The sequence below is a fragment of the Sphingopyxis sp. BSNA05 genome (genome assembly GCF_013265645.1).
Taxonomy (GTDB): Bacteria; Pseudomonadota; Alphaproteobacteria; order Sphingomonadales; family Sphingomonadaceae; genus Parasphingorhabdus.
This window is the reverse complement of sequence record NZ_PYIA01000145.1, coordinates 1-18,511: the sequence shown is the minus strand read 5'-3', so window position 1 is coordinate 18,511 and position 18,511 is coordinate 1. Positions and strand designations below refer to the sequence as shown.

Here is an 18,511-nt window from a genome sequence, read left to right as displayed (position 1 = left end):
AAACAGATTAAAACATGCTTTCCGGGATGATGATCACATCACCGGGCCGCAGCATTACATTGGCGCGAGTTTCACCCTTCTTCATGAGATCGTCGATGCGCAGGGCAAATTCCTGCTGTTTGCCGGTGCCGCGATCGAACCGGATCAGCCGCGCGCGGTTACCGGAGGCAAATTCGGACATGCCGCCGACCGCGATCATCGCGTCAAGCAGAGTCATATTGGCGCGATAGGGTATCGATGCCGGCTTTTCGGTCGCGCCTACCACGCGAATTTGCTGAGAAAACGTACCTGAGAAATTATTGACGATGACCGAAACCAGCGGTTCATTGATATATTGCGATAATTGCAGCGTCAGATCCTGCGCCAGCATCGCCGGCGTCTTTCCTACGGCCGGCATATCGGTGATCAGCGGTGTGGTGATCCGGCCATCAGGGCGGACCTGAACCTTGGCGCCGAGTTCCGGATTGCGCCAGACGAATATCGTCAGCTCGTCGAGCGGACCGATAACATATTCCTCTCCGGGCCCTTCCTGCATCGAGACAAAGGATGCCGGCGGCAATTGCGGTCCGCTGGAATTGCCGGAACAACCGGCGACGGCGAGCGACGCCATGCCGGCACCGACCATCAGCCTCGCCAAATGATTGTTTTTAATCGCAGAACGCATTTTTTCCACCTCGTATAAACCAACTGGCAAATGGCCAGTTTCCGGGGGGAAACGGGCAATTCGCGCAAAGTCACGAGATGGCTATGCTGGATAATAGTGAATATAGCGTTAGGATTAGCTGAATTTCCGATTAACGACGGCGATATTCAGGCGGTAGCCCACAGCTCCGAAAGCTAGTCGACGAGCAGCTCCGTAGCAGGTCCCTGGCCCAGAAAATTGGCCGGACTTGCCGAGGCACCATATGCCCCGGCACAGAAAACTGCCACGATGTCACCGACCGTTGCTTCGGGCATGGCCGCATTGTCGCTGAGCCGGTCAAGGGGGGTGCAGAGACAGCCAACGATCGAGACTGTTTCGGTCGGTTCCTCAGAAAATTTGCTGGCGATCGCAGCGGGATAGTTGCGTCTTACCACCGTCCCGAAATTGCCGCTGGCGGCGAGCTGGTGATGCAGGCCGCCGTCGGTTACCAGAAAGGTCTGCCCCTGGCTCTGCTTGCGATCGATTATCCGTGTCAGATAGACACCCGCCTCGCCGACCAGGTAGCGGCCGAGTTCAATGGCAAATTGTGTCGATGACAATATGCTCGGCAGCCGGGTGAGCTGATCCGACAAGGCGTTGCCAACCTTGCCGATGTCCAGTGGTTCGTCTCCCGGGAAATAGGGAATACCAAAACCACCACCGAGATTGACATGGGCCGGGGCCTCGCCGATTTCGATTGCCAGCCGACCGGCGAGGTCCAGCGTTTGCGCCTGTGTTTCGATAATCGCGTCCGCGCTGAGCGCCTGCGAGCCGGCAAAATATGAAAGCCGCGCCACTCCGCACCGGCTTCCAGAATCTGTTTTACGACAGGCGCGACCAGCTCGATATCCATCCCGAACGGCTTGGCGCCGCCGCCCATTTTCATCCCCGAGCCCTTGAGATCGAAGTCCGGATTGACCCGGATCGCCAGCCGCGGCTGTTTCTCCAGCGCGGCACCGATTTTCAGTGCCCGATCGCATTCGCCCGGCGATTCAATATTGATCGTCACACCGGCCTGGATTGCCTGCTGGAGTTCCTCGTCGCGCTTGCCCGGTCCGGCGAAGCTGACATGGTCCGGTGCCGCGCCCGCTGCCAGCGCCATCTGCAATTCCCCACCGGAAGCGATATCGATGCCGTCGGCCAGGCCAACCATATGGCGCAGCAACGGTGGAAAGGGATTGGCCTTCATCGCATAATGCAGATCCAGGCGGTCGGGCATCGCCGCCCGCAATTGCATCATTCGGTCGTCGAGCCGGCTTCGAGAATAGACAAAAAGCGGCGAACCATGTTCCGCGACCAGCGCACCGGCTCGCTGGCCACCGAGGGCCAGTTCGCCGTCAAGGGCGTGAAAACCGGAGGGGATCGGGCCGATGGCCTTGGTCTTGATCATTCGATATCCATGCTGGCCAATGCGTTGCGGTCCAGCTTTCCATTGGGGTTCTTGGGAAATTCAGAAAGCAGGATGATATCCCGGGGGTGCATAAAATTCGGTAAATTCTGCTTGAGATATTTTGCCAGCTGTTCCGCAACTGCGGAAGCTTCCGTCTCTTGTTCAGCCGGTCGGACAAACAGACGGATAGCATGGCCCAGTCTTTCATCAGGAACGCCCAGGGCAACCGCTTCCGCCACCATCCCCGACTCCACTGCTATTTCCTCAATTTCCGTCGGACTGATCCGGTTGCCTGAACTTTTGATCATCGCATCGTCCCGACCGACGAAATAGAGCAGACCGTCATCGCCGCGCTTCACCGTATCGCCAGAGAAAACAGCGGTTCCAGCATATTTTGATGCGTCCGGGGCACTTTTAAATCTCTGCGCGGTCCGCACGGGATCATTCCAGTAACCCTGCGCAACGAGCGGCCCGCAATGAACCAGTTCTCCGGGTTGATCCGGCCCGGCGACAGCCCCCGTTTCATCAACCACCAATATTTCAGCATAAGGGATGGCGGTCCCCATGCTGGTCGGGTTGTCATCAATCAGAGCGGGATCAAGATAGGTCGACCGGAACGCCTCGGTCAGGCCGTACATCGCATAGATATCGGTTCCGGAACCGAATATTCCCCGCAATTGCTTGACCAATGTCGGAGTCAGCGCACCACCGCTGTTGGTCAGCCGCTGCATCGAGACAACCGCTTCTTCCGGCCATTCATGTTCGACCAGTTGCACCCAGAGCGGTGGAACGGCGGCCAGGGTCGTGATCTGTTCGCGTGCACATGCCTTCATGACGTCACGTGGCGTGAGATAGTCCAGCGGAACCGCGCAACCACCCGCCGACCAGGTCGACAGCAGCTGGTTCTGGCCATAGTCAAAGCTGAGCGGGAGGACGCATATCGTACGATCATCCGATGAAAGCTCGAGATATTCAGCGACACTCAGCGCTCCGAGCGTCAAATTGGCGTGGCTGAGCATCACGCCTTTTGGGCGTCCGGTGGACCCGCTAGTATATAATATCGCAGCCAAATCATTTGTATCGGTCGTTGCCGCGCTCGGCGCCATTGGATCCGCAATCGACTCCAGCGCGCCCTCGACAAGTTTGTCCTCAAATATACGGCAGCCTTCCTCGCCATTGTCTCCCAGAGTTTTGATCCGTCCGGCGTTGCTAATCAACAACTTGGCACCACTATCTGAGACGATATGAACAACTTGAGCTGATTTTAGCAAAGGATTGACCGGCACATGGACCAGGCCGGCCCGGGCCGCCGCCAGCGGCATCAGACAGGCCAGTTCGGTTTTCGAGAGCCATGTCGCGACCCTATCCCCCTTGGCCAATCCCTGCCCGTGCAGCCATGCCGCCAGCATGCCGACACGATGATTTAACATCTTGTAGCTAAGAGACCCCGAACGCGTCACGAGGGCGCTTGCATCCGGATCCTTGCCTATCGCGAGATGGTCCATCGGGAATGCGGCGGTTTCGGGAGTGATGTTCAATTTTTGACCTATGGGAAAAAGAGCAGATTTGTGACAGATACGACCTTAGCCATGACCAGTGAATATCATAGCAATTTTCAGTCCGTGCAAGCCATTGCCGGAGAAAAACTGGGCCGGTCGGTCCAGAAATCACTGTTCGACCGGATCGAATGGCTGAAACCGCTTCATGAACTGTGCCTGCCAGACAAGTCCCCGCTGATAGTCCATAGCCAGGAAGGCGATGCGGAAGCATGGATGTTCCTGATGAAAACCGGATTTCGACGCCATGCCGCCCTCGCCAACTGGTATAATTTCACCTTCCGCCCGATTTATCTCGGTGACTATGACGAAGTAACCAAATTGGCTCTGCTCGCCAAATTGGCAAATCAGCTGAAATCTAGCTCGCATCGTATTGAAATAACGCCAGTTCCTGACGAGGATTCCGCTGCCAGCCTGACCGAACGCGCTTTCGAGCAAGCCGGCTGGATCGTGTTCCGGTCGAAGGCCGATGACAATCATATATTGAACGTCAGGGGCCGCACCTTCGACCAATATTGGGCCGATCGTCCCGGCCAGTTGCGCAATACGGTACGCCGCAAGGCGAAAAAATCTCGTGTCGATCCGGATCGAAACCCGGTTCTCCGAAGAGGACTGGGATGATTATGTCTCGGTCTACCAGCGCAGCTGGAAGCCCGAGGAAGGCAATCCGGATTTCTGAGAAATCTGGCGCGGCACGAGGCGGCCGCCGGATGCATGCGCCTCGGGCTCGCCTATATCGACGGAGAACCGGTGGCCGCGCAATTCTGGACGGTGGAAAATGGCGAGGCGCTAATCCACAAGTTGGCGCATGTCGAGGATGCCACCAAGACGTCTCCTGGAACATTGCTGTCCGTTGCCATGTTCCAGCATGCGATCGATATCGATAATGTCGATCTGATCGACTTTGGCACCGGTAACGACGGCTACAAACGCGAGTGGATGGAGGATGTGCGGGACCGCTACCGGCTCGAATTCTACTGGCCGAACAATCCCATGTCCTGGCTACCAATTTTGAGGCACTTTGCGTCGGGCCTTGCCGGAAAGCGCTCACCGCTTTAGGGAAGCGCCGTTATCCGAGATTCGGGGGTATTAATGCAGAATAAGGTCGAGTTGACGCCGGAAGCCGCCGTGCGTGCAGTGATGCGTGATATTTTGGGACTGAGCGAAGAGCAGGTCGCGGAATTCACGGCGGAAACAGAGCTTTTTGGCGCCCTCCCCGAACTCGACAGCATGGCCGTTGCCGGGCTGCTCACCGAACTGGAAGATCGTCTGGACATCATGATCGACGATGATGAAGTCGATGGCGAACTGTTCGAGACTTTCGGCAATCTGGTCGCCTTTGCCGAGATGAAAGTCACCGAGTGACGCTCATCCCCGCATTCGTCTCCTACGAATTTGCGGATCGCAAAGAATTATGTTTGTCCCTCGCAGCCGGGTCTGCAGGCCGGGTCATGCTCGTTCCACCGCTGTTCGACGAGATGAACCGCATGCGCAAGATGCTGGTCGATGTCATGCGCTCGCTCGAAGCTCTTGAAATCGCAAGCTTCCTGCCTGATCTTCCTGGCACCAACGAAAGCCTGCTGCCACTGGAACAGGCCACGCTATCTGACTGGCAAAAAGCCTGAAGGCCTGCGCTCAACAGCATCAGATTTCGCATATCGCTTCCTTCCGGGGCGGCGTCTTGGCTGTTGCGGATCTGCAAAGCGCCAACCACTGGATTTTCAGCCCGGCAAAAGGCGCGACCATCTTGCGGACCATGATGCGGACCAGGGTCGCGGCCGATCGCGAGTCTGGACTGAGCACAAGCCTCGCCGAACTGGCCGAGCAGGCCAGGACCGGATCGCTAGAGCTGGCTGGCAATATCATCGGCTCCGATCTGTTCGCGCAGTTGAATGTGGCCGAAATACCCGCGATGGAAAATCAGCGGATCGTTCGCCTCGCATCCGATAACAAACAGGGCGACGTTCAAATCTCGGGCTCTGCCCTGTGGCTTCGCGCCGAGCCCGGCGATGACCTGGCCATGTCCTCTGCCATCGCTCAGGATATTGCCACATGGATCGAGCAATGACGCGGAGTTTTCACCAGATAGCCTGTGAGAACGACATGCTCTCGGCGACAGTGGATGCCGGAACAAGCACGACCGCCTTACTGATTGTCAGCGGCGGCAACGAAATTCGGTCGGGCGCCCATAGCGGGATGGCAGCATTGGCGTTGCGCATTGCAAATCAAGGTTTCCCGGTGCTGCGCTACGACCGTCGCGGCATTGGTGAAAGCAGTGGCGACAACCAAGGCTTTCGAGGTAGCGCTGCAGAAATCGCAGCAGCGGTCCAATATCTTCGGCAGACGCAGCCGCACGTAAAATCGGTCCTCGCCTTCGGGAATTGCGATGCGGCGACCGCTCTGGCTCTGTTCGGACCCGAGGCGGGGTTGGACGGCTACATATTGGCCAATCCGTGGGTTATTGAAGCTAGCAATGAACCGGATACCGCAGAACCGACAATGTCGGCTGGCGCGATCCGTGCCCGCTATTGGGACCGGATTAAAATCCGAAAACGATCATCGATCTCCTATCCGGAAAGATCGATTTCAGAAAATTGCTCAAAGGTCTTAAACAGGCCTCCCGAACGGAAGAAAATAGCGCGCTTTCCTTGCGCTTGCGCGACGCGCTCTCCGCCTTGGAAGCGAATACACTAATTCTGCTGGCTAAGCGCGATACCACTGCCCGAGCGTTTCTCGCTGCGTGGGACAGCTCAGATTTCGATTCGGTGCGAAGAAAGTCTGCAATCACTTTCGATACCCTCGACAGCGCATCGCACAGTTTCGCGGACGAAGCGGCCAGAGACTGGCTCGCCGGAAAACTGCTGGAGGCGCTGCGCGCCGCCTGACTATTCGGCGGCGATCAGTTCAAATTCCTGTTCCGCCAGAAAGCGCTCTGCATCGAGCGCCGCCATACAGCCGGTGCCGGCGGCAGTCACAGCCTGGCGATAGACATGGTCCATGACATCCCCACAGGCGAACAGGCCCGGGATCTTGGTTTTCGGCGTACCCGGTTCCACCTGGATATAGCCGCCGTTGATCAGGTCAAGATGGCCCTTGAAAATCTCAGTCGCCGGCGCGTGTCCGATAGCAACGAACGCACCGTCCAGCGCAAGATGGCTCTTCTCGCCAGTCTGCGTATCGACCAGATCGAGACCGACCAGTCCGACCGGCTCGCCGCCGCCTACAAAACGTTCGACATTCGTATTCCAAAGCACCGAAATCTTGGGATTGGCGAACAGCCGGTCCTGCAGGATCTTTTCCGCCCGCAGGCTGTCGCGGCGGTGGATCAGCGTAACGTCATCACTGTGATTGGTCATGTAAAGCGCTTCCTCGACCGCGGTATTGCCGCCGCCGATCACCGCCACCTTCTTGCCGCGATAGAAAAATCCGTCGCAGGTTGCACAAGCAGAAACGCCCTTGCCCGACAATTCCTCTTCGCCCGGAAGCCCCAGCCACTTGGCCTGCGCACCAGTCGCTATAACCAGTGTATCGCCTTCGTAGATATCACCGCCATCGCCGGTCATCCGGAAGGGCCGCTGGGAAAAATCGACATCAACAATCGTGTCAAAGATGAACCGGGTACCGACTTTTTCCGCCTGCGCCTGCATTTCTTCCATCAACCACGGCCCCTGGATGACATCACGAAATCCGGGGTAATTTTCGACATCGGTTGTGATGGTCAGCTGGCCGCCCGGTTGCAGGCCCTGAACCACGATCGGCTCCAGCCCGGCCCGGGCACCATAGATGGCGGCCGACAATCCGGCAGGTCCCGATCCCAGGATAAGCATTTTCGTGCGATGCGTTTCGGCCATATTCCATTCCTGACGATGTTGATTCTGTTATCTGCAAATAGGGATGCGCAGCGCCGGTAGGCAAGACCTATCACAGTCAAAACCGGCGAAGAATAATTTTGACGGGTGATAGCGCGATTTGGCCTTTTACTGATTAGCGGCTTGCGTCCCCAGGCATCGGCTCTGCCGTCCGGCGGCCAAGAGAGTGGCCGCAGCGATATGGAACAGCACTCGCATCATTCATGTTGACGGCCTGCAGCGGCTCCCTTCCCTTATGCCGGTCGCGCAAACTTACGACACAGACAAGGCCCACCGCATCAAGCAATTCTTGTATTCGCGCTGCCGCTCGACAGCGACAGCAATTCAAAACGAAAGGGCGAAAACGAAGCCCGATCGTCCAGACGCAAAAACTGAAGGTTACCTATTCTGGCGATTATATCCCCCAGAGCCGCTTCCAAGGAAGCCGGCGTGTAAGCCAGGACTGGCAGAGCTTCCCGACCGAGATAAGGTATCAGACATGTTGAAAGCGTTCGCAATGTTTTCATATGAATGGTTTCGCAATTCGCCGAAAATCCGATGACATCCCCCATCGTCCCGTGATCGGACTGGAAACCCAGATGTTGGCTAACCTGCTCCAGCTGTCCGAAATGGATCGTATATTCGTAATGGTTGGTCAATTTGACGGCTTTGGGAGATCGCTTGCGCGTACCATATTCGGTAACGACCGCATATCCGTTCTTGGCCAGGCATTTGGCGATGTTTTCCAGCATTTTAATGGCGCCAAAATTGATCACTGCCACCTTCTTGTTCCCTTGGGTAATGGGAACGCAGTTCAGTCGATAGCGGTGCACCACAGTCTCCGCATCGGTCTGGGGGGTGCCCCGTTGAACATTGTCGAGCGATACCGTGGCGACGTTCAGATCGGCAATCACTTCGTTAGACAGCACAAGATCAAATTGCTGATCACCGAAGTCATGACTTTCAATATTGCCCGAAACAAAGTGGGTTTTCTCAACATGGCCGCCACAATTGGATTTTTGCGCCGACTGTAACTCTGGAGACAGATCGAACAGCGTATAGGACAGGCCTTCGTAAAGATCAGGATATCTCATCTGCAGACGGTCCATTATCGCATTGGCGAAAAAGCCCAGACCACAACCAATCTCGATGACCCTGCAGGGCGATTTTAACCGACCGTTTGCGACTAGCCAGTCGCAAAACGCCTCACCATAGCTCCTGTTATCGAGTGCAATATGCGGTTCGCGAAACATATGCGAGATAGTAGTTTCAATCTGGTCAAATTGCCGATTGCCTTCAGTCAAACGCGTTTTGTGAAATATATCATTGGCATCGACTGTTGCCGTCATCGCCGTCGCCATATCGCGTAACCTGGCAGCTTGGCGCAATCTCTTTTGGTGCATCGCGGCCTGCGATCCCGCCGGATGTCGCCAGCGCACCACATCTTTTCCCCAAAAGTTCAGACTTTCCAGAAACTTTGCCAGCTCGGAAGGCGTTATATCGAGCTTCTCCACGATTTCGTTCTGGACCATTCCGGTTGCCAAACAATCCAATATCTCGGTTTCCCGGCGACTGAATCTTCGAACCGGTACTGATTGCAATGATGTCTGAAAAATCCGACGGATTCCTCGCCATGGCGCAACCATAAAACGCCGGGTTGAGGACGCACATTGCGCCGTCAGCTGTACTTTCAGGAACCTTTGCCGCCATTATATAATATTTCCGGTTTTCCAGTCATATCCAACTCGCTCGAACGGACAAGTAAGACGCGATTAGCCCACATGACAACTGCTTATGGCAATCAACAATGATCCGGCACGAGTCAGAGCATGGAGAGTTACAAGGCGATTTCGGCTCTTTTCGGAGATATATGACTGGCGATCTCCAAATCGTATGCAAGTGCGACGCTCCCAAATGGAACATGGATCAAATGTTCAGGCCATGATCGCATATTTCGATTGACCGGTTTCTCGACACATCTGTTTTGAGATGCGTGTTTCTTCGCCATCGATAATCGCAACATCGGTAATCGTCAGGCATTTGCGGCCGTCGGGTTCGGTATTGAGGGCCGTTACAGTCGACGATCCTGATACACCGCCCCGGGTCGGACTTGTCCAGTTTGCGACCGCTCCCACTTCCTCCTGCTCGACAACAGCAAAAGTCGCCTCCGCTGCTTTTTCCTGTTCTTTCTGATCCAGTTTACAGGCAATTTCGCCGACAAGCACCGCGCCGACCGCACCGGCGATCAGGGTCCCGACATCGTCAAGTCCGGCAACAGAACCGACCACGCTGCCGAAAATGCCACCGAGGAGACGACCGCGCCCTCTTGACTTCTTGCAGCTCTTGTCTTCTGCGGCTTTCGCCTTGATTTTCTTCGGCTTTTCCATTTCGGCGAGGCTCTCTGCCACATAGGTATAGCCATAATTTTCCGGCACGGGATAGCCACCGCAGCCGGTATTGTAGCAATAGCGGTCGCTGAGATAATTCCGGTCTGCATGATAAAGCTGCTCCGCCGCCCGGTAGACAGCCATATTGGCGCCATCCGGATCCGAATTCGCATGTTCCTGCATCATGTCCTTGTAGAAACGATCTCTGCTGGCGGCAGAATATTCCATCCTCCCGGCGACTTTCTCGGTGTAGATCCGGGACAACTCGTCCTGATATTGGTTCATGCGCTCACGATATTCGGTCAGCACGCCACTGTAATAATTGTCCAGCGCGGTTGTGCATTCATTGATATTCTTCGCCTTGTCGTGAGGATCTGGCAAATGCAGATGGTCTTCGCGACAATCGGGATAATCGCGCTGCAACAATTGCGGGAGTGGCGGCAATTCGGGCAAAGGTGGTTCCACATGCGCCGGCGGAACATAGGCTTTGTCTGCGAGAGCTCGCGCCTCCGGGCTTTCCGGACCGGTTTCAGTGCCCGGTTCCCGCTCGGCTTGGGATGTCGGAGAATCACCGGTCGATTGCAGGCTTCCGTAAGACGAGCTGGCAAGATAAGTCGACCGCAGCAATGACGCTACACCCTGGTTCTGCCCGGTCAATGCCTGACTTTTGCAGTTCGAACCGCCCGGCAGGGGATTGTAGAGACATTCCCCATGAGCCCTGTCGAGGCCGGTGAATAGCCTGTTCGCGGGGTCGGACGGATCGGGATGACAGTCGGCACATGCGATGCCGCTATGGGATGCAATGCCGACACTCGCTTCGACCGCACCGGAAGCCAGAACGAACGCTCCGATCACAAAGGCCCCCATATATCCGACGGCCGTGACAGAAAGCGCTGCTTGAACCTTACCCAAATATTCCTCCTGTTTCATGCCCCGAGACAAGCCCGAAGACCCTGCCCTAACCCAAATATCCGACCAAATCCAATTTAGTTGAATTTTTCGCAATCGCCCTGGATAGTCAGGTCCGTCTGACATGATCTTGAAAAACGGGCAGAAATTGGTCAGACTATATGGTCTAACCAACCCTCCGTGCATCTGTAATCAGAGGGAAAATCACCCGCCGATACGAAGTCACCCGATTACCTTATCGGGACCCCGGAGAAAATCTGTGATCAATGCCACATGAGGGCTGGAATATTTCGTCAATCGGGAACCGATGAGGCGACCAGCTGTTCATACAGTCAGGTGGTGGGCTGCTGCTGATTCTAGAAGCATGGAGAAACGGTTGCCTGCCGTAACCGGCATCTGAACCGCCCATCTTTCCCTCGAAAGAATATTTCACGATCCGGATCGGCGCGAGATGCTTACAAATCCGGCCATAAAACTGAGGAAAAGTCGCTTCGTTCCGCAGATCTTCGGCCATATTCTGGTAGCGGAGGAGGGACTCGAACCCCCGACACATGGATTATGATTCCACTGCTCTAACCACCTGAGCTACTCCGCCAACCGGTTCTGTCGATCGCGTGATCACGACAAAACTCTCTCTGGACGGCGGCGCTATAGTCATAGCCTTCGGTCTGGTCAACAAGCTGAAGCGAGAAATAAGCTAAAACTTGCACGGCCAATACGATCCGCGCTAACAGCGCTTTTCAAGCCGATATGTGGCACCAAGGGGCAGATATGAACGCATTTTATGACATATTGATTGTTGGCGCTGGCCATGCGGGCGCGCAAGCGGCCATCGCGTTGCGCCAGAAGAAGTTTGAAGGCTCGATCGGCCTCGTCGGAAACGAGAAATATCCCCCTTATGAACGGCCCCCGCTATCCAAGGAATATCTTGCGGGCGACAAGCCGTTCGAGCGGATTTTGCTGCGCCCCGAGAGCTTCTGGGTCGAGCGCGAGATCGATTTGCTCACCGGACGACGGGTGTCCAAACTCGATCCGATTGGCAAGAAGGTGACCTTGGCGTCCGACGACGAAATCGGCTACGGCAAGCTGATCTGGGCAACCGGCGGTTCTCCGCGCATGCTCGATTGCCCCGGCAGCCAGGCGCGCAATATCCATGCCGTGCGGTCTCGCGCCGATGTCGACAAGATCATGGCTGCCTTGCCGACCGTCAAGAAAGTCGTGGTTATAGGCGGTGGCTATATTGGCCTGGAAGCCGCAGCCGTGTTGACGAAATTGGGCAAGCAGATCACCGTCGTCGAATCGCTCGACCGCGTCCTGTCGCGAGTGGCTGGCGAAACGCTGTCCCGCTTTTTCGAGGCAGAGCATCGCAGACAGGGTGTCACCATAGAGCTGGAGGCCACCGTCGCCGGATTCGAAACCGGAGAGGATGGTATCGCAACCGCGGTAACGCTCACCGACGGCAGGAAGCTAGAAGCAGACATGTTTGTCGTCGGCATCGGCATCATTCCGGAAACCGGCCCGCTCGTCGCTGCAGGCGCCGCCACAGGCAATGGCGTCGACGTTGACCAGCATTGCCGCACCAGTCTGGAAGACGTCTATGCGATCGGCGATTGTGCCGCGCACAGCAATGCCTTTGCCGATGGCGCGATGATCCGTCTGGAATCGGTCCAGAACGCGAATGACCAGGCGAAAGTGGCCGCGCTCGACATTCTTGGCGAAGAAACCGAATATGACGCTGTGCCCTGGTTCTGGTCGAACCAATATGACCTCCGCCTGCAGACCGTCGGCCTCTCGACCGGTCACGACAGCTATGTCGTCCGCGGCGATCCGGATTCACGCAGTTTTTCGGTAATCTATTACCGCGACGGAAAGGTCGTGGCGCTTGATTGCGTGAACGCAACCAAAGATTATGTGCAGGGCCGCAAGGCGGTTGTCGAGGGACTGAATCTCGACAAGGGCGAACTGGCCAATACGGAGGTTCCGATCAAGGAAGTCGGAGTCTACTAACGCCCTCTGAAAGGCCAGGTGCCGATCGTCTGCCACGGGCCGTCTAGATAATAATGCAGTCCGATACCGTGAATCGTCACGGGACGAGGCTGGAACGTAGCCGACAGTGAATCGAACAATGCATGCGCTTCCCGCGCCGGCACCTTGTTCTGCACGGTGATATGCAGGCGCGGCGTCTGCTGGTCCTGCGCCACCAGTAATCCCGCGAAGCGTTCCGCCAGTTCCATCCGCAGGGCAAGCAGGTCGGGAGCTTGCAACCGATAGGCCACGCCTTTGCCGAGATGGATCAGGCCGGACAGATGCGCATCCGGTCTCGGCGCCTCTCTGGTCAGCGCAACAATTGCCGCCTTTATTTCATCCAGCGCCTGCGGCGGCAGATGGTGAAACAGGGTGACATGGGCGTCGATCACATTGCGCTCGGGCGGGAAATGGCGTTTGCGCAGTGCGTTGGCCCAGGCAAAATCGGCCTTGCCCAGTTGCGCCGTCATGATGATGGGTTTGTTCAGGCGCTCCATGAATCCTTCTATCGCACAATGTAAAACCGCGAGCAATTTCTCGCTCGCGGTTCATTTTCTCGGGTTGTGCGGCGGACCTAGGCCGCTTTGCGCGTTGCTTCTTCGCTGTCCAGCCATTCAAGCAGCTTTTCGGGGGTCGATTCGACATAAGGATCGTTGTCGACGCCGTCATCATTGATACCGGGCTCTTCGAACCAGGCGCTGACGACGCCATCATCTGCAATCATCGAATAGCGCCAGCTGCGATCACCGAAACCGAGATGGTTTTTCTTGATCAGCATGCCCATGCGGCGGGTGAAGTCGCCCGATCCGTCCGGCAGCAATTTGACTTTTTCGAGGCCCAGGGACTTGCCCCACTGGTACATCACGAAGGCGTCATTGACCGAAATACAGTAGACTTCGTCAACGCCGCGCGCCTGGAATTCTTCATGGAGACGTTCGTAGGCCGGGCACTGCTCGTTCGAGCAGGTGGGGGTGAATGCGCCCGGCAGGGAGAAGACAGCAATGCGTTTTCCCGCAAACAGGTCTTTGGTATTCACGTCTTCCCAGCGGAAGGGATTTTCGCCTTCGACCGATTCGTCTCGAACGCGGGTTTCAGGGTAACTTCAGGGATATTTCTACCGATCATCATGGGCTCCATTGGTTTGAATGAGGGCCGCCTAGCATCGAAAGATTAATAGGCTAAATTGATTTATTACACTCCACTGATTGATATAATCACTCAAATCCTGTGCGGCTGCTAATGCCTTTGGTGCATGGTATTTTCCGCATAACGCGGAATTCACATGACGCTTCCAGAAGATTGCTGCGCTGAAAGCCCGCCCCACGCTCCGGTTCGACATTCTTCTTGATCGGAAACCGCACGAGTTGCACTATCCCGCAACCATGGGGAGGATGAAATGACGGAAGAATCGAAAACACCGGTCTGGTTCTGGATCATCGGCACTGTCGCGCTGGTCTGGAACGCTCTGGGCCTCGGCGCCTATTTTCAGCAGATCATGATGAGCGCCGAACAGTTTGCCGCCTTGCCACAAGTGCAGCAGGATTTGCTCTCGACACAGCCCATCTGGGTCAGCGCCGCCTTTGCGATTGCTGTCTTTGCCGGCTTCGCAGCGGCGATTGCCCTGCTGATGCGGAAACGGATCGCGGTTCGCCTGTTCCTGCTTTCTCTGCTGGCCGTCCTTGTCCAGTTCAGCAGCTATTTCATCCTCGATGGCTACAGCGAATTTGTCGCCGGTCAGGGATGGACGATGCCGGTTCTGATTGTCGCCTTTGCGCTCGGCTTTGTCTTATTCTCGCTTCGGGCGGAAAAAGCGGCCTGCTGCGCTAGGTCAGGCTGACGTGCTGAACGGCGTGAAATCGGTGTCTTCATCATAGATATCGACACCCTCGCGGCGTTTCAGCCAGCCGACCACCAGATAGGTGACCGGCGTCAGCACCGCTTCCCACAACACTTTCAGCAGCCAATTGGTAACCATGACGGTGATCACCGCCGAGGTTTCCCAGACGCCGAGAAAGGCCAGCGGATAGAAGATCAGGCTGTCGACCCCCTGCCCCACCACCGTTGAACCGATGGTCCGGCTCCACAAGGCCTTGCCCTGCGTCCAGACCTTCATCCGGGCCATCACATAGCTGTTCACAAATTCCCCGGCCCAGAAGGCCGTGATCGAGGCGATAACGATCCGCCAGGCGCTGCCGAACACGGCTTCGTAATTCTGCTGGCAGATCGCGCCCTTGTTATCCGGCAGGGCGGGATCGGCGAACCGCAATGCGTCGCTGGCGGGAGGGCAGAGCCATCCGTCAAACGGTGGCAGCTTGACCACCACCCAGCTCATCAGCGCAAGAAACAGCAATGCGGCAAAGCCGGTCCAGATCACCCGCCTGGCTCTCGCAAAGCCGTAAATCTCGGTCAGCACATCGCCGATGACATAGCCAATAGGAAAGAAAAGTATGCCGGCACCATAGATGAAAAGACCGTCGGCAGCCGGCCACCATCCGTCCGGCCACCAGGATATCTGCAGATAGGTCAGTTTCGCCGCGCCGATAATATTAGAGAGCAGCAACACGGTCACAAAAGCCGCCATCACGAAATCATAATAGCGGAACCGGTGACCGGTCTGGCTGGAAGCGGATGTGCGGACTATGGAATTGTCGGTCATGGGCTGACTTTAGCTCCGGCGGGAGACAATTCAACATATGGATCACAGACGCGACTTCTGCATTGGAATCTTCTTCGATTCTTTAAGAGCCGAGTGCGCATAATCAGCGCGCCTTCATGATCTCAATGTACCGGAACCAGCCTTCCCGTTACAAAGCGGGGACGACGGCGCGTTAGTTTTCCTACATCGCTCCTAGATATAGCAAGGTTAGGCCAATTGTATTGCTGAGACCGTGCGATAGCATGAGCGGCCAGAGGTTACGTCTGAAAGCCAGATACAGAAGTCCGGATGCAATGGCGATGGCTCCGGTCGCCACCCATCCGGCCACGCCCTGATAGTAGAAGTGAGCTTGCCCAAACAGGATCGCCTGACAGACAATGGCAAGAAATGCCGGAAATGCTATGCCCGTGAACAAATGCTCGAAACGCGAAAACAAAGCCCCGCGGAATAACATTTCTTCGGTAAACCCTCCGATGACCCACGCGAGCATCAGCCAGAATAGAAAGACGGGAAAATTCCCCTGAATATTGTCGAACCGCCCCTGATATCTCGCATCTATGGCTTGGGTGGCCTCGTCCGGCACATCGAAAAGGCCGACGATAAAGGACTCAGCAATTATGCCAACACCGATGGTCACGACCAACGCAATGACAGTCCACACGGCTAGCAGCTTCATATTCTCGGGGCGTTTTAGCCCAACACTGCTCCAGCTTTGACCACTTTGGCGAAGACAGATTGTTGCAACACCCAAAGCGAGAAGAAGCGAAATCGGTCCAGCAAGGGTCCAGATCGCATCAATTTGCAGCAACAGATATTTGCTTGTCAAAAGCGTGAAGATGATAAGCGATAGATCGCGAAATGCTGTCCATCGACCGGGATTGCTGTGATCTGGGTTTGTCATGAATATTCCTGTTCACTGATAATGCATGGCGCTCGGATTTGCGGGATTGAATATGATGCGGGCCTTTCAGAGCGCCCGAACCCGCTCCAGGACGGATCTTTGCTCAAGCGCCTCCGTCGCGCGCCGCGTGATCGCAGGCATGTCACATTCGATTTCCTCGAACAGGCCGGCGAAAGCACGAGCGGCTTTTTCCAGACACGCCTGCAATCGCCCGAATTGCTCGATGCCGCTGGGTGTCAGCCGCAAAATTTTCCGCCGTCCGTCCTGGGGATCTGCGATCCGCTCGACAATAGCTGATGTGATCAGCAGTTCGACGCGTTGCGTTGCCACCTGATGCGGCTGCCGAAGAAGTTTCGCAATGTCAGCGGTGGATATTTTGCGCCGCTCCCCAATCAACAAAATATAGGACACAGCTCGCGCGGGAAACTCGATACCCGCGTCCTGCAAGAGCAATTCACCCTGATCAGAGATCAAATCCGCTAAGCGCATCAACTGATTGGCGACAAAAGCGCCTCGCAACGGATGGCTATCAACGTAACTTTCCACAGGCACAGACTCCGGTAAATTTATACAATCTATTGTACAATAAGCTGTATATATCGCGTTCAGTCAACCTGTTTCTTCAGCATGGCCTGCTCATATCCGGCAAAAAGCCTTCTATGTCGTGCGGTAATCTCCCGTTCTCATGCAAGAGTGACAGAATGAATGTGCTCGGAAAGCCGCGACTTGATCAGAGTGACTTTTTAAAGATCGATTGTCTCTGTCTCGGCACGATGTGTCTCAAGCGCTCGCCGGAAACACCGGCCAGCTATCGACTATCGCACCATCGTCATAGATCGCGATATCTCCGAATTGCAGGAACACGGCTTCGCTTTGTGTCGGACGGAGGAAGACAAAATCATCGGGCCGGATGTCGGTGCCCGGACCGCCATTCAGCATTTCCTGGTTGCTCGAGCGGCCGAATGTGCTGTTATAGCGCAGCCCGGGCGGATCTTCGGGATGTGCCATCCACTTGCCCCCGTAGATGACGACCGTCTTGTCGAGATTGGGATTGAGCGCGCGTTTGGCACCGTCGGCAAATTCCATTACCGGTAGCCGCATTTCATCAAGCACCTTGAGAGCAGGCGTGGCAATGAAAGCGGCCGGCACGAACGGCTCCAGTAAATCCGTGTCAAAGTCTGTCGGCTTGACCAGCGCCGACCCGGCCGAGATTTCGTTGGCAATATCGGTACCCTTGTAGAGGCGATAGGTCGGACTACCCGCGGCGTTGCGGGTCGCGGCTTTGACCTCGACCTCTCCAAAGACCTGCTTTGCTGAACCCAAGGCCGAACCATAAATTTCCCATGCGCCATTTTTGGCCCGCTCCCGCCAGCCCAATGTCGTGGGAATCTTGGACAGATGCGGCTCGTAACCCATTAGACCGGAAAAGCTCAGGCGGTTTGACTGGCGGATTTTTCCATCATGCCGGTCAGCGCGTCGCCGGGTTCCATCCCGCCACGGTGCAGACCTACGTCCAGTTCGATATTGATCGCCATATCAGCGCCCTGCGCTTCGGCAATGGCAGCATATTGATCCAGTCGTTCGGGTGTATCCACCAACCATTGAACCTTGCTGGCCGCTTCCGCTTTATCCTGTGGCAGCGCGGTGAAATAATTTTTCACGGCCTGCGCCGGCATCGGCTTGCCGATCAGCTGGTTCGCGTCCGGCATCGCTTTGCTCAACGCGATCAACATTGGCAGGTTGAATGTCATGAGCCGGTCGGTGCCGGCGCGTTCCCGAATATGACCAATCAGGTCGAGCGAAGGCAGTGATTTGGCGACGATCCGGTATCCCATGCCGTCCGGCAAATCAGACAGGAGTTGATCGATATTGGCATTGAGCCGCGCCCGGTCGATCACCAAGACAGGCTGGGCTATATTCGCGTCGCGCAATGCCTTTTGCATGGCAAGAAAATAGGGGCTGCGCGGTCCGCTCTTATCCGATGTCCGTCCCAGTGCCACAGCCATTCCTCCCGCTATCACCGCTCCGCCAACCAGCATTTTTCTGCGGCTCAATTTTGCCATGCTAGGCTTCTCCCCAGATCTTGGACAGATAAGGATTTACAAATTTCCCGGCCGGATCAAGCTCCTTGCGCAGCTCATTGAAAGCAGCAAATTT

Annotated in this window: 21 protein-coding genes, 1 tRNA gene and 2 pseudogenes; 9 read left to right on the top strand and 15 right to left on the bottom strand. The window is 56.0% G+C overall.

Annotated elements, in window-relative coordinates; genetic code table 11:
• Positions 1-7: 7 nt before the first annotated feature.
• The 3 genes and pseudogenes from C8024_RS17025 to C8024_RS17015 form a co-directional block, all read right to left on the bottom strand.
• Positions 8-652, bottom strand: a complete 645-nt coding sequence (locus C8024_RS17025) for an XrtA/PEP-CTERM system exopolysaccharide export protein (RefSeq protein WP_089134692.1) — start codon at positions 650-652, stop codon at positions 8-10.
• 185 nt (positions 653-837) lie between these two features.
• Positions 838-2,072 (bottom strand): annotated as a pseudogene (locus tag C8024_RS17020) (pyridoxal-dependent decarboxylase, exosortase A system-associated).
• On the bottom strand, positions 2,069-3,577 hold the full coding sequence (locus tag C8024_RS17015; RefSeq protein WP_173207446.1) for an acyl-CoA ligase (AMP-forming), exosortase A system-associated: 1,509 nt from the start codon (positions 3,575-3,577) through the stop codon (positions 2,069-2,071). Before C8024_RS17015 ends, C8024_RS17020 begins: the two are co-directional and overlap by 4 nt.
• Before the next feature lie 84 nt (positions 3,578-3,661).
• Here C8024_RS17015 and C8024_RS17010 point away from each other — a divergent pair, with 84 nt between their 5' ends.
• Genes C8024_RS17010 through C8024_RS22145 form a run of 7 tightly spaced genes read left to right on the top strand, consistent with a single transcriptional unit; the run spans position 3,662 to position 6,513 of the window.
• Positions 3,662-4,249: a hypothetical protein gene (locus C8024_RS17010; RefSeq protein WP_173207353.1), complete on the top strand. Its 588-nt coding sequence runs from the start codon at positions 3,662-3,664 to the stop codon at positions 4,247-4,249.
• A gap of 24 nt (positions 4,250-4,273) precedes the next feature.
• Positions 4,274-4,687 (top strand): GNAT family N-acetyltransferase, encoded by a 414-nt coding sequence (locus tag C8024_RS17005; protein ID WP_173207442.1) that lies wholly within the window; start codon positions 4,274-4,276, stop codon positions 4,685-4,687.
• 33 nt (positions 4,688-4,720) lie between these two features.
• Complete coding sequence (locus tag C8024_RS17000; RefSeq protein ID WP_100094944.1) at positions 4,721-4,993, top strand: acyl carrier protein; 273 nt, start codon at positions 4,721-4,723, stop codon at positions 4,991-4,993.
• Entirely contained in the window at positions 4,990-5,253 is a 264-nt protein-coding gene (locus tag C8024_RS16995) for a hypothetical protein (protein WP_173207350.1), read from the top strand. Before C8024_RS17000 ends, C8024_RS16995 begins: the two co-directional genes overlap by 4 nt.
• 56 nt (positions 5,254-5,309) lie before the next feature.
• On the top strand, positions 5,310-5,696 hold the full coding sequence (locus C8024_RS16990; RefSeq protein WP_173207348.1) for a hypothetical protein: 387 nt from the start codon (positions 5,310-5,312) through the stop codon (positions 5,694-5,696).
• A complete protein-coding gene (locus C8024_RS22150) occupies positions 5,681-6,322 on the top strand; it encodes an alpha/beta hydrolase (RefSeq protein WP_367947408.1) in 642 nt (213 codons plus the stop codon). Before C8024_RS16990 ends, C8024_RS22150 begins: the two co-directional genes overlap by 16 nt.
• Entirely contained in the window at positions 6,277-6,513 is a 237-nt protein-coding gene (locus C8024_RS22145) for a hypothetical protein (RefSeq protein WP_254306050.1), read from the top strand. The genes C8024_RS22150 and C8024_RS22145 overlap by 46 nt, the downstream gene beginning before the upstream one ends.
• Here C8024_RS22145 and trxB read toward each other — a convergent pair whose 3' ends face one another.
• The 4 genes from trxB to C8024_RS16965 form a co-directional block, all read right to left on the bottom strand.
• A complete protein-coding gene (gene trxB, locus C8024_RS16980; RefSeq protein WP_173207345.1) occupies positions 6,514-7,479 on the bottom strand; it encodes a thioredoxin-disulfide reductase in 966 nt (321 codons plus the stop codon).
• Between the two features lie 296 nt (positions 7,480-7,775).
• Positions 7,776-9,008, bottom strand: a complete 1,233-nt coding sequence (locus C8024_RS16975; protein WP_173207342.1) for a bifunctional 2-polyprenyl-6-hydroxyphenol methylase/3-demethylubiquinol 3-O-methyltransferase UbiG — start codon at positions 9,006-9,008, stop codon at positions 7,776-7,778.
• A 402-nt stretch (positions 9,009-9,410) separates the two neighbouring features.
• On the bottom strand, positions 9,411-10,775 hold the full coding sequence (locus tag C8024_RS16970) for a hypothetical protein (RefSeq protein ID WP_173207338.1): 1,365 nt from the start codon (positions 10,773-10,775) through the stop codon (positions 9,411-9,413).
• Between the two features lie 515 nt (positions 10,776-11,290).
• Positions 11,291-11,367 (bottom strand) — tRNA-Met (locus C8024_RS16965).
• Between the two features lie 176 nt (positions 11,368-11,543).
• Between C8024_RS16965 and C8024_RS16960 the strand changes: the two genes are divergently transcribed.
• Entirely contained in the window at positions 11,544-12,779 is a 1,236-nt protein-coding gene (locus C8024_RS16960) for an NAD(P)/FAD-dependent oxidoreductase (protein ID WP_173207335.1), read from the top strand.
• Here C8024_RS16960 and C8024_RS16955 read toward each other — a convergent pair.
• Positions 12,776-13,294, bottom strand: coding sequence for a 2'-5' RNA ligase family protein (locus C8024_RS16955; protein WP_254306039.1), 519 nt, complete (start codon positions 13,292-13,294; stop codon positions 12,776-12,778). The genes C8024_RS16960 and C8024_RS16955 overlap by 4 nt on opposite strands.
• Positions 13,295-13,371: 77 nt before the next feature.
• Positions 13,372-13,922 (bottom strand): annotated as a pseudogene (locus tag C8024_RS16950) (peroxiredoxin).
• Positions 13,923-14,193: 271 nt separating this feature from the next.
• On the opposite strand from C8024_RS16950, the gene C8024_RS16945 reads away from it, so the two are divergent.
• Positions 14,194-14,634 carry a hypothetical protein gene (locus tag C8024_RS16945; protein ID WP_173207332.1) on the top strand — a complete coding sequence of 147 codons (441 nt, stop codon included), beginning with the start codon at positions 14,194-14,196 and terminating at the stop codon, positions 14,632-14,634.
• Here the strand turns inward: C8024_RS16945 and C8024_RS16940 are convergent.
• From C8024_RS16940 to C8024_RS23745, 6 genes are all read right to left on the bottom strand, one after another.
• Positions 14,626-15,453 (bottom strand): queuosine precursor transporter, encoded by an 828-nt coding sequence (locus C8024_RS16940; RefSeq protein WP_173207329.1) that lies wholly within the window; start codon positions 15,451-15,453, stop codon positions 14,626-14,628. The genes C8024_RS16945 and C8024_RS16940 overlap by 9 nt on opposite strands.
• Positions 15,454-15,634: 181 nt before the next feature.
• Entirely contained in the window at positions 15,635-16,354 is a 720-nt protein-coding gene (locus C8024_RS16935; RefSeq protein ID WP_173207326.1) for a CPBP family intramembrane glutamic endopeptidase, read from the bottom strand.
• Between the two features lie 66 nt (positions 16,355-16,420).
• Positions 16,421-16,843: a MarR family winged helix-turn-helix transcriptional regulator gene (locus tag C8024_RS16930; RefSeq protein ID WP_173207323.1), complete on the bottom strand. Its 423-nt coding sequence runs from the start codon at positions 16,841-16,843 to the stop codon at positions 16,421-16,423.
• 291 nt (positions 16,844-17,134) lie between these two features.
• The gene (locus tag C8024_RS16925; protein WP_173207320.1) at positions 17,135-17,770 is read right to left on the bottom strand and encodes a hypothetical protein; all 636 of its coding nucleotides are present in this window, start codon (positions 17,768-17,770) and stop codon (positions 17,135-17,137) included.
• Positions 17,771-17,784: 14 nt separating this feature from the next.
• Complete coding sequence (locus tag C8024_RS16920; RefSeq protein ID WP_173207317.1) at positions 17,785-18,417, bottom strand: alanine racemase; 633 nt, start codon at positions 18,415-18,417, stop codon at positions 17,785-17,787.
• A gap of 1 nt (position 18,418) precedes the next feature.
• A partial coding sequence (locus tag C8024_RS23745; RefSeq protein WP_367947414.1) for a D-arabinono-1,4-lactone oxidase occupies positions 18,419-18,511 on the bottom strand: 93 nt, incomplete at its 5' end.

Coding starts and splice junctions, on each gene's coding strand:
- C8024_RS17015 (WP_173207446.1), bottom strand. CDS start 3,577: ATGGACCATCTCGCGATAGGCAAGGATCCGGATGCAAGCGCCCTCGTG.
- C8024_RS17010 (WP_173207353.1), top strand. CDS start 3,662: ATGACCAGTGAATATCATAGCAATTTTCAGTCCGTGCAAGCCATTGCC.
- C8024_RS17000 (WP_100094944.1), top strand. CDS start 4,721: ATGCAGAATAAGGTCGAGTTGACGCCGGAAGCCGCCGTGCGTGCAGTG.
- C8024_RS22150 (WP_367947408.1), top strand. CDS start 5,681: ATGGATCGAGCAATGACGCGGAGTTTTCACCAGATAGCCTGTGAGAAC.
- trxB (WP_173207345.1), bottom strand. CDS start 7,479: ATGGCCGAAACGCATCGCACGAAAATGCTTATCCTGGGATCGGGACCT.
- C8024_RS16975 (WP_173207342.1), bottom strand. CDS start 9,008: ATGGTCCAGAACGAAATCGTGGAGAAGCTCGATATAACGCCTTCCGAG.
- C8024_RS16960 (WP_173207335.1), top strand. CDS start 11,544: ATGAACGCATTTTATGACATATTGATTGTTGGCGCTGGCCATGCGGGC.
- C8024_RS16955 (WP_254306039.1), bottom strand. CDS start 13,294: ATGGAGCGCCTGAACAAACCCATCATCATGACGGCGCAACTGGGCAAG.
- C8024_RS16945 (WP_173207332.1), top strand. CDS start 14,194: ATGACGGAAGAATCGAAAACACCGGTCTGGTTCTGGATCATCGGCACT.
- C8024_RS16940 (WP_173207329.1), bottom strand. CDS start 15,453: ATGACCGACAATTCCATAGTCCGCACATCCGCTTCCAGCCAGACCGGT.
- C8024_RS16935 (WP_173207326.1), bottom strand. CDS start 16,354: ATGACAAACCCAGATCACAGCAATCCCGGTCGATGGACAGCATTTCGC.
- C8024_RS16930 (WP_173207323.1), bottom strand. CDS start 16,843: ATGCGCTTAGCGGATTTGATCTCTGATCAGGGTGAATTGCTCTTGCAG.
- C8024_RS16925 (WP_173207320.1), bottom strand. CDS start 17,770: ATGGGTTACGAGCCGCATCTGTCCAAGATTCCCACGACATTGGGCTGG.
- C8024_RS16920 (WP_173207317.1), bottom strand. CDS start 18,417: ATGGCAAAATTGAGCCGCAGAAAAATGCTGGTTGGCGGAGCGGTGATA.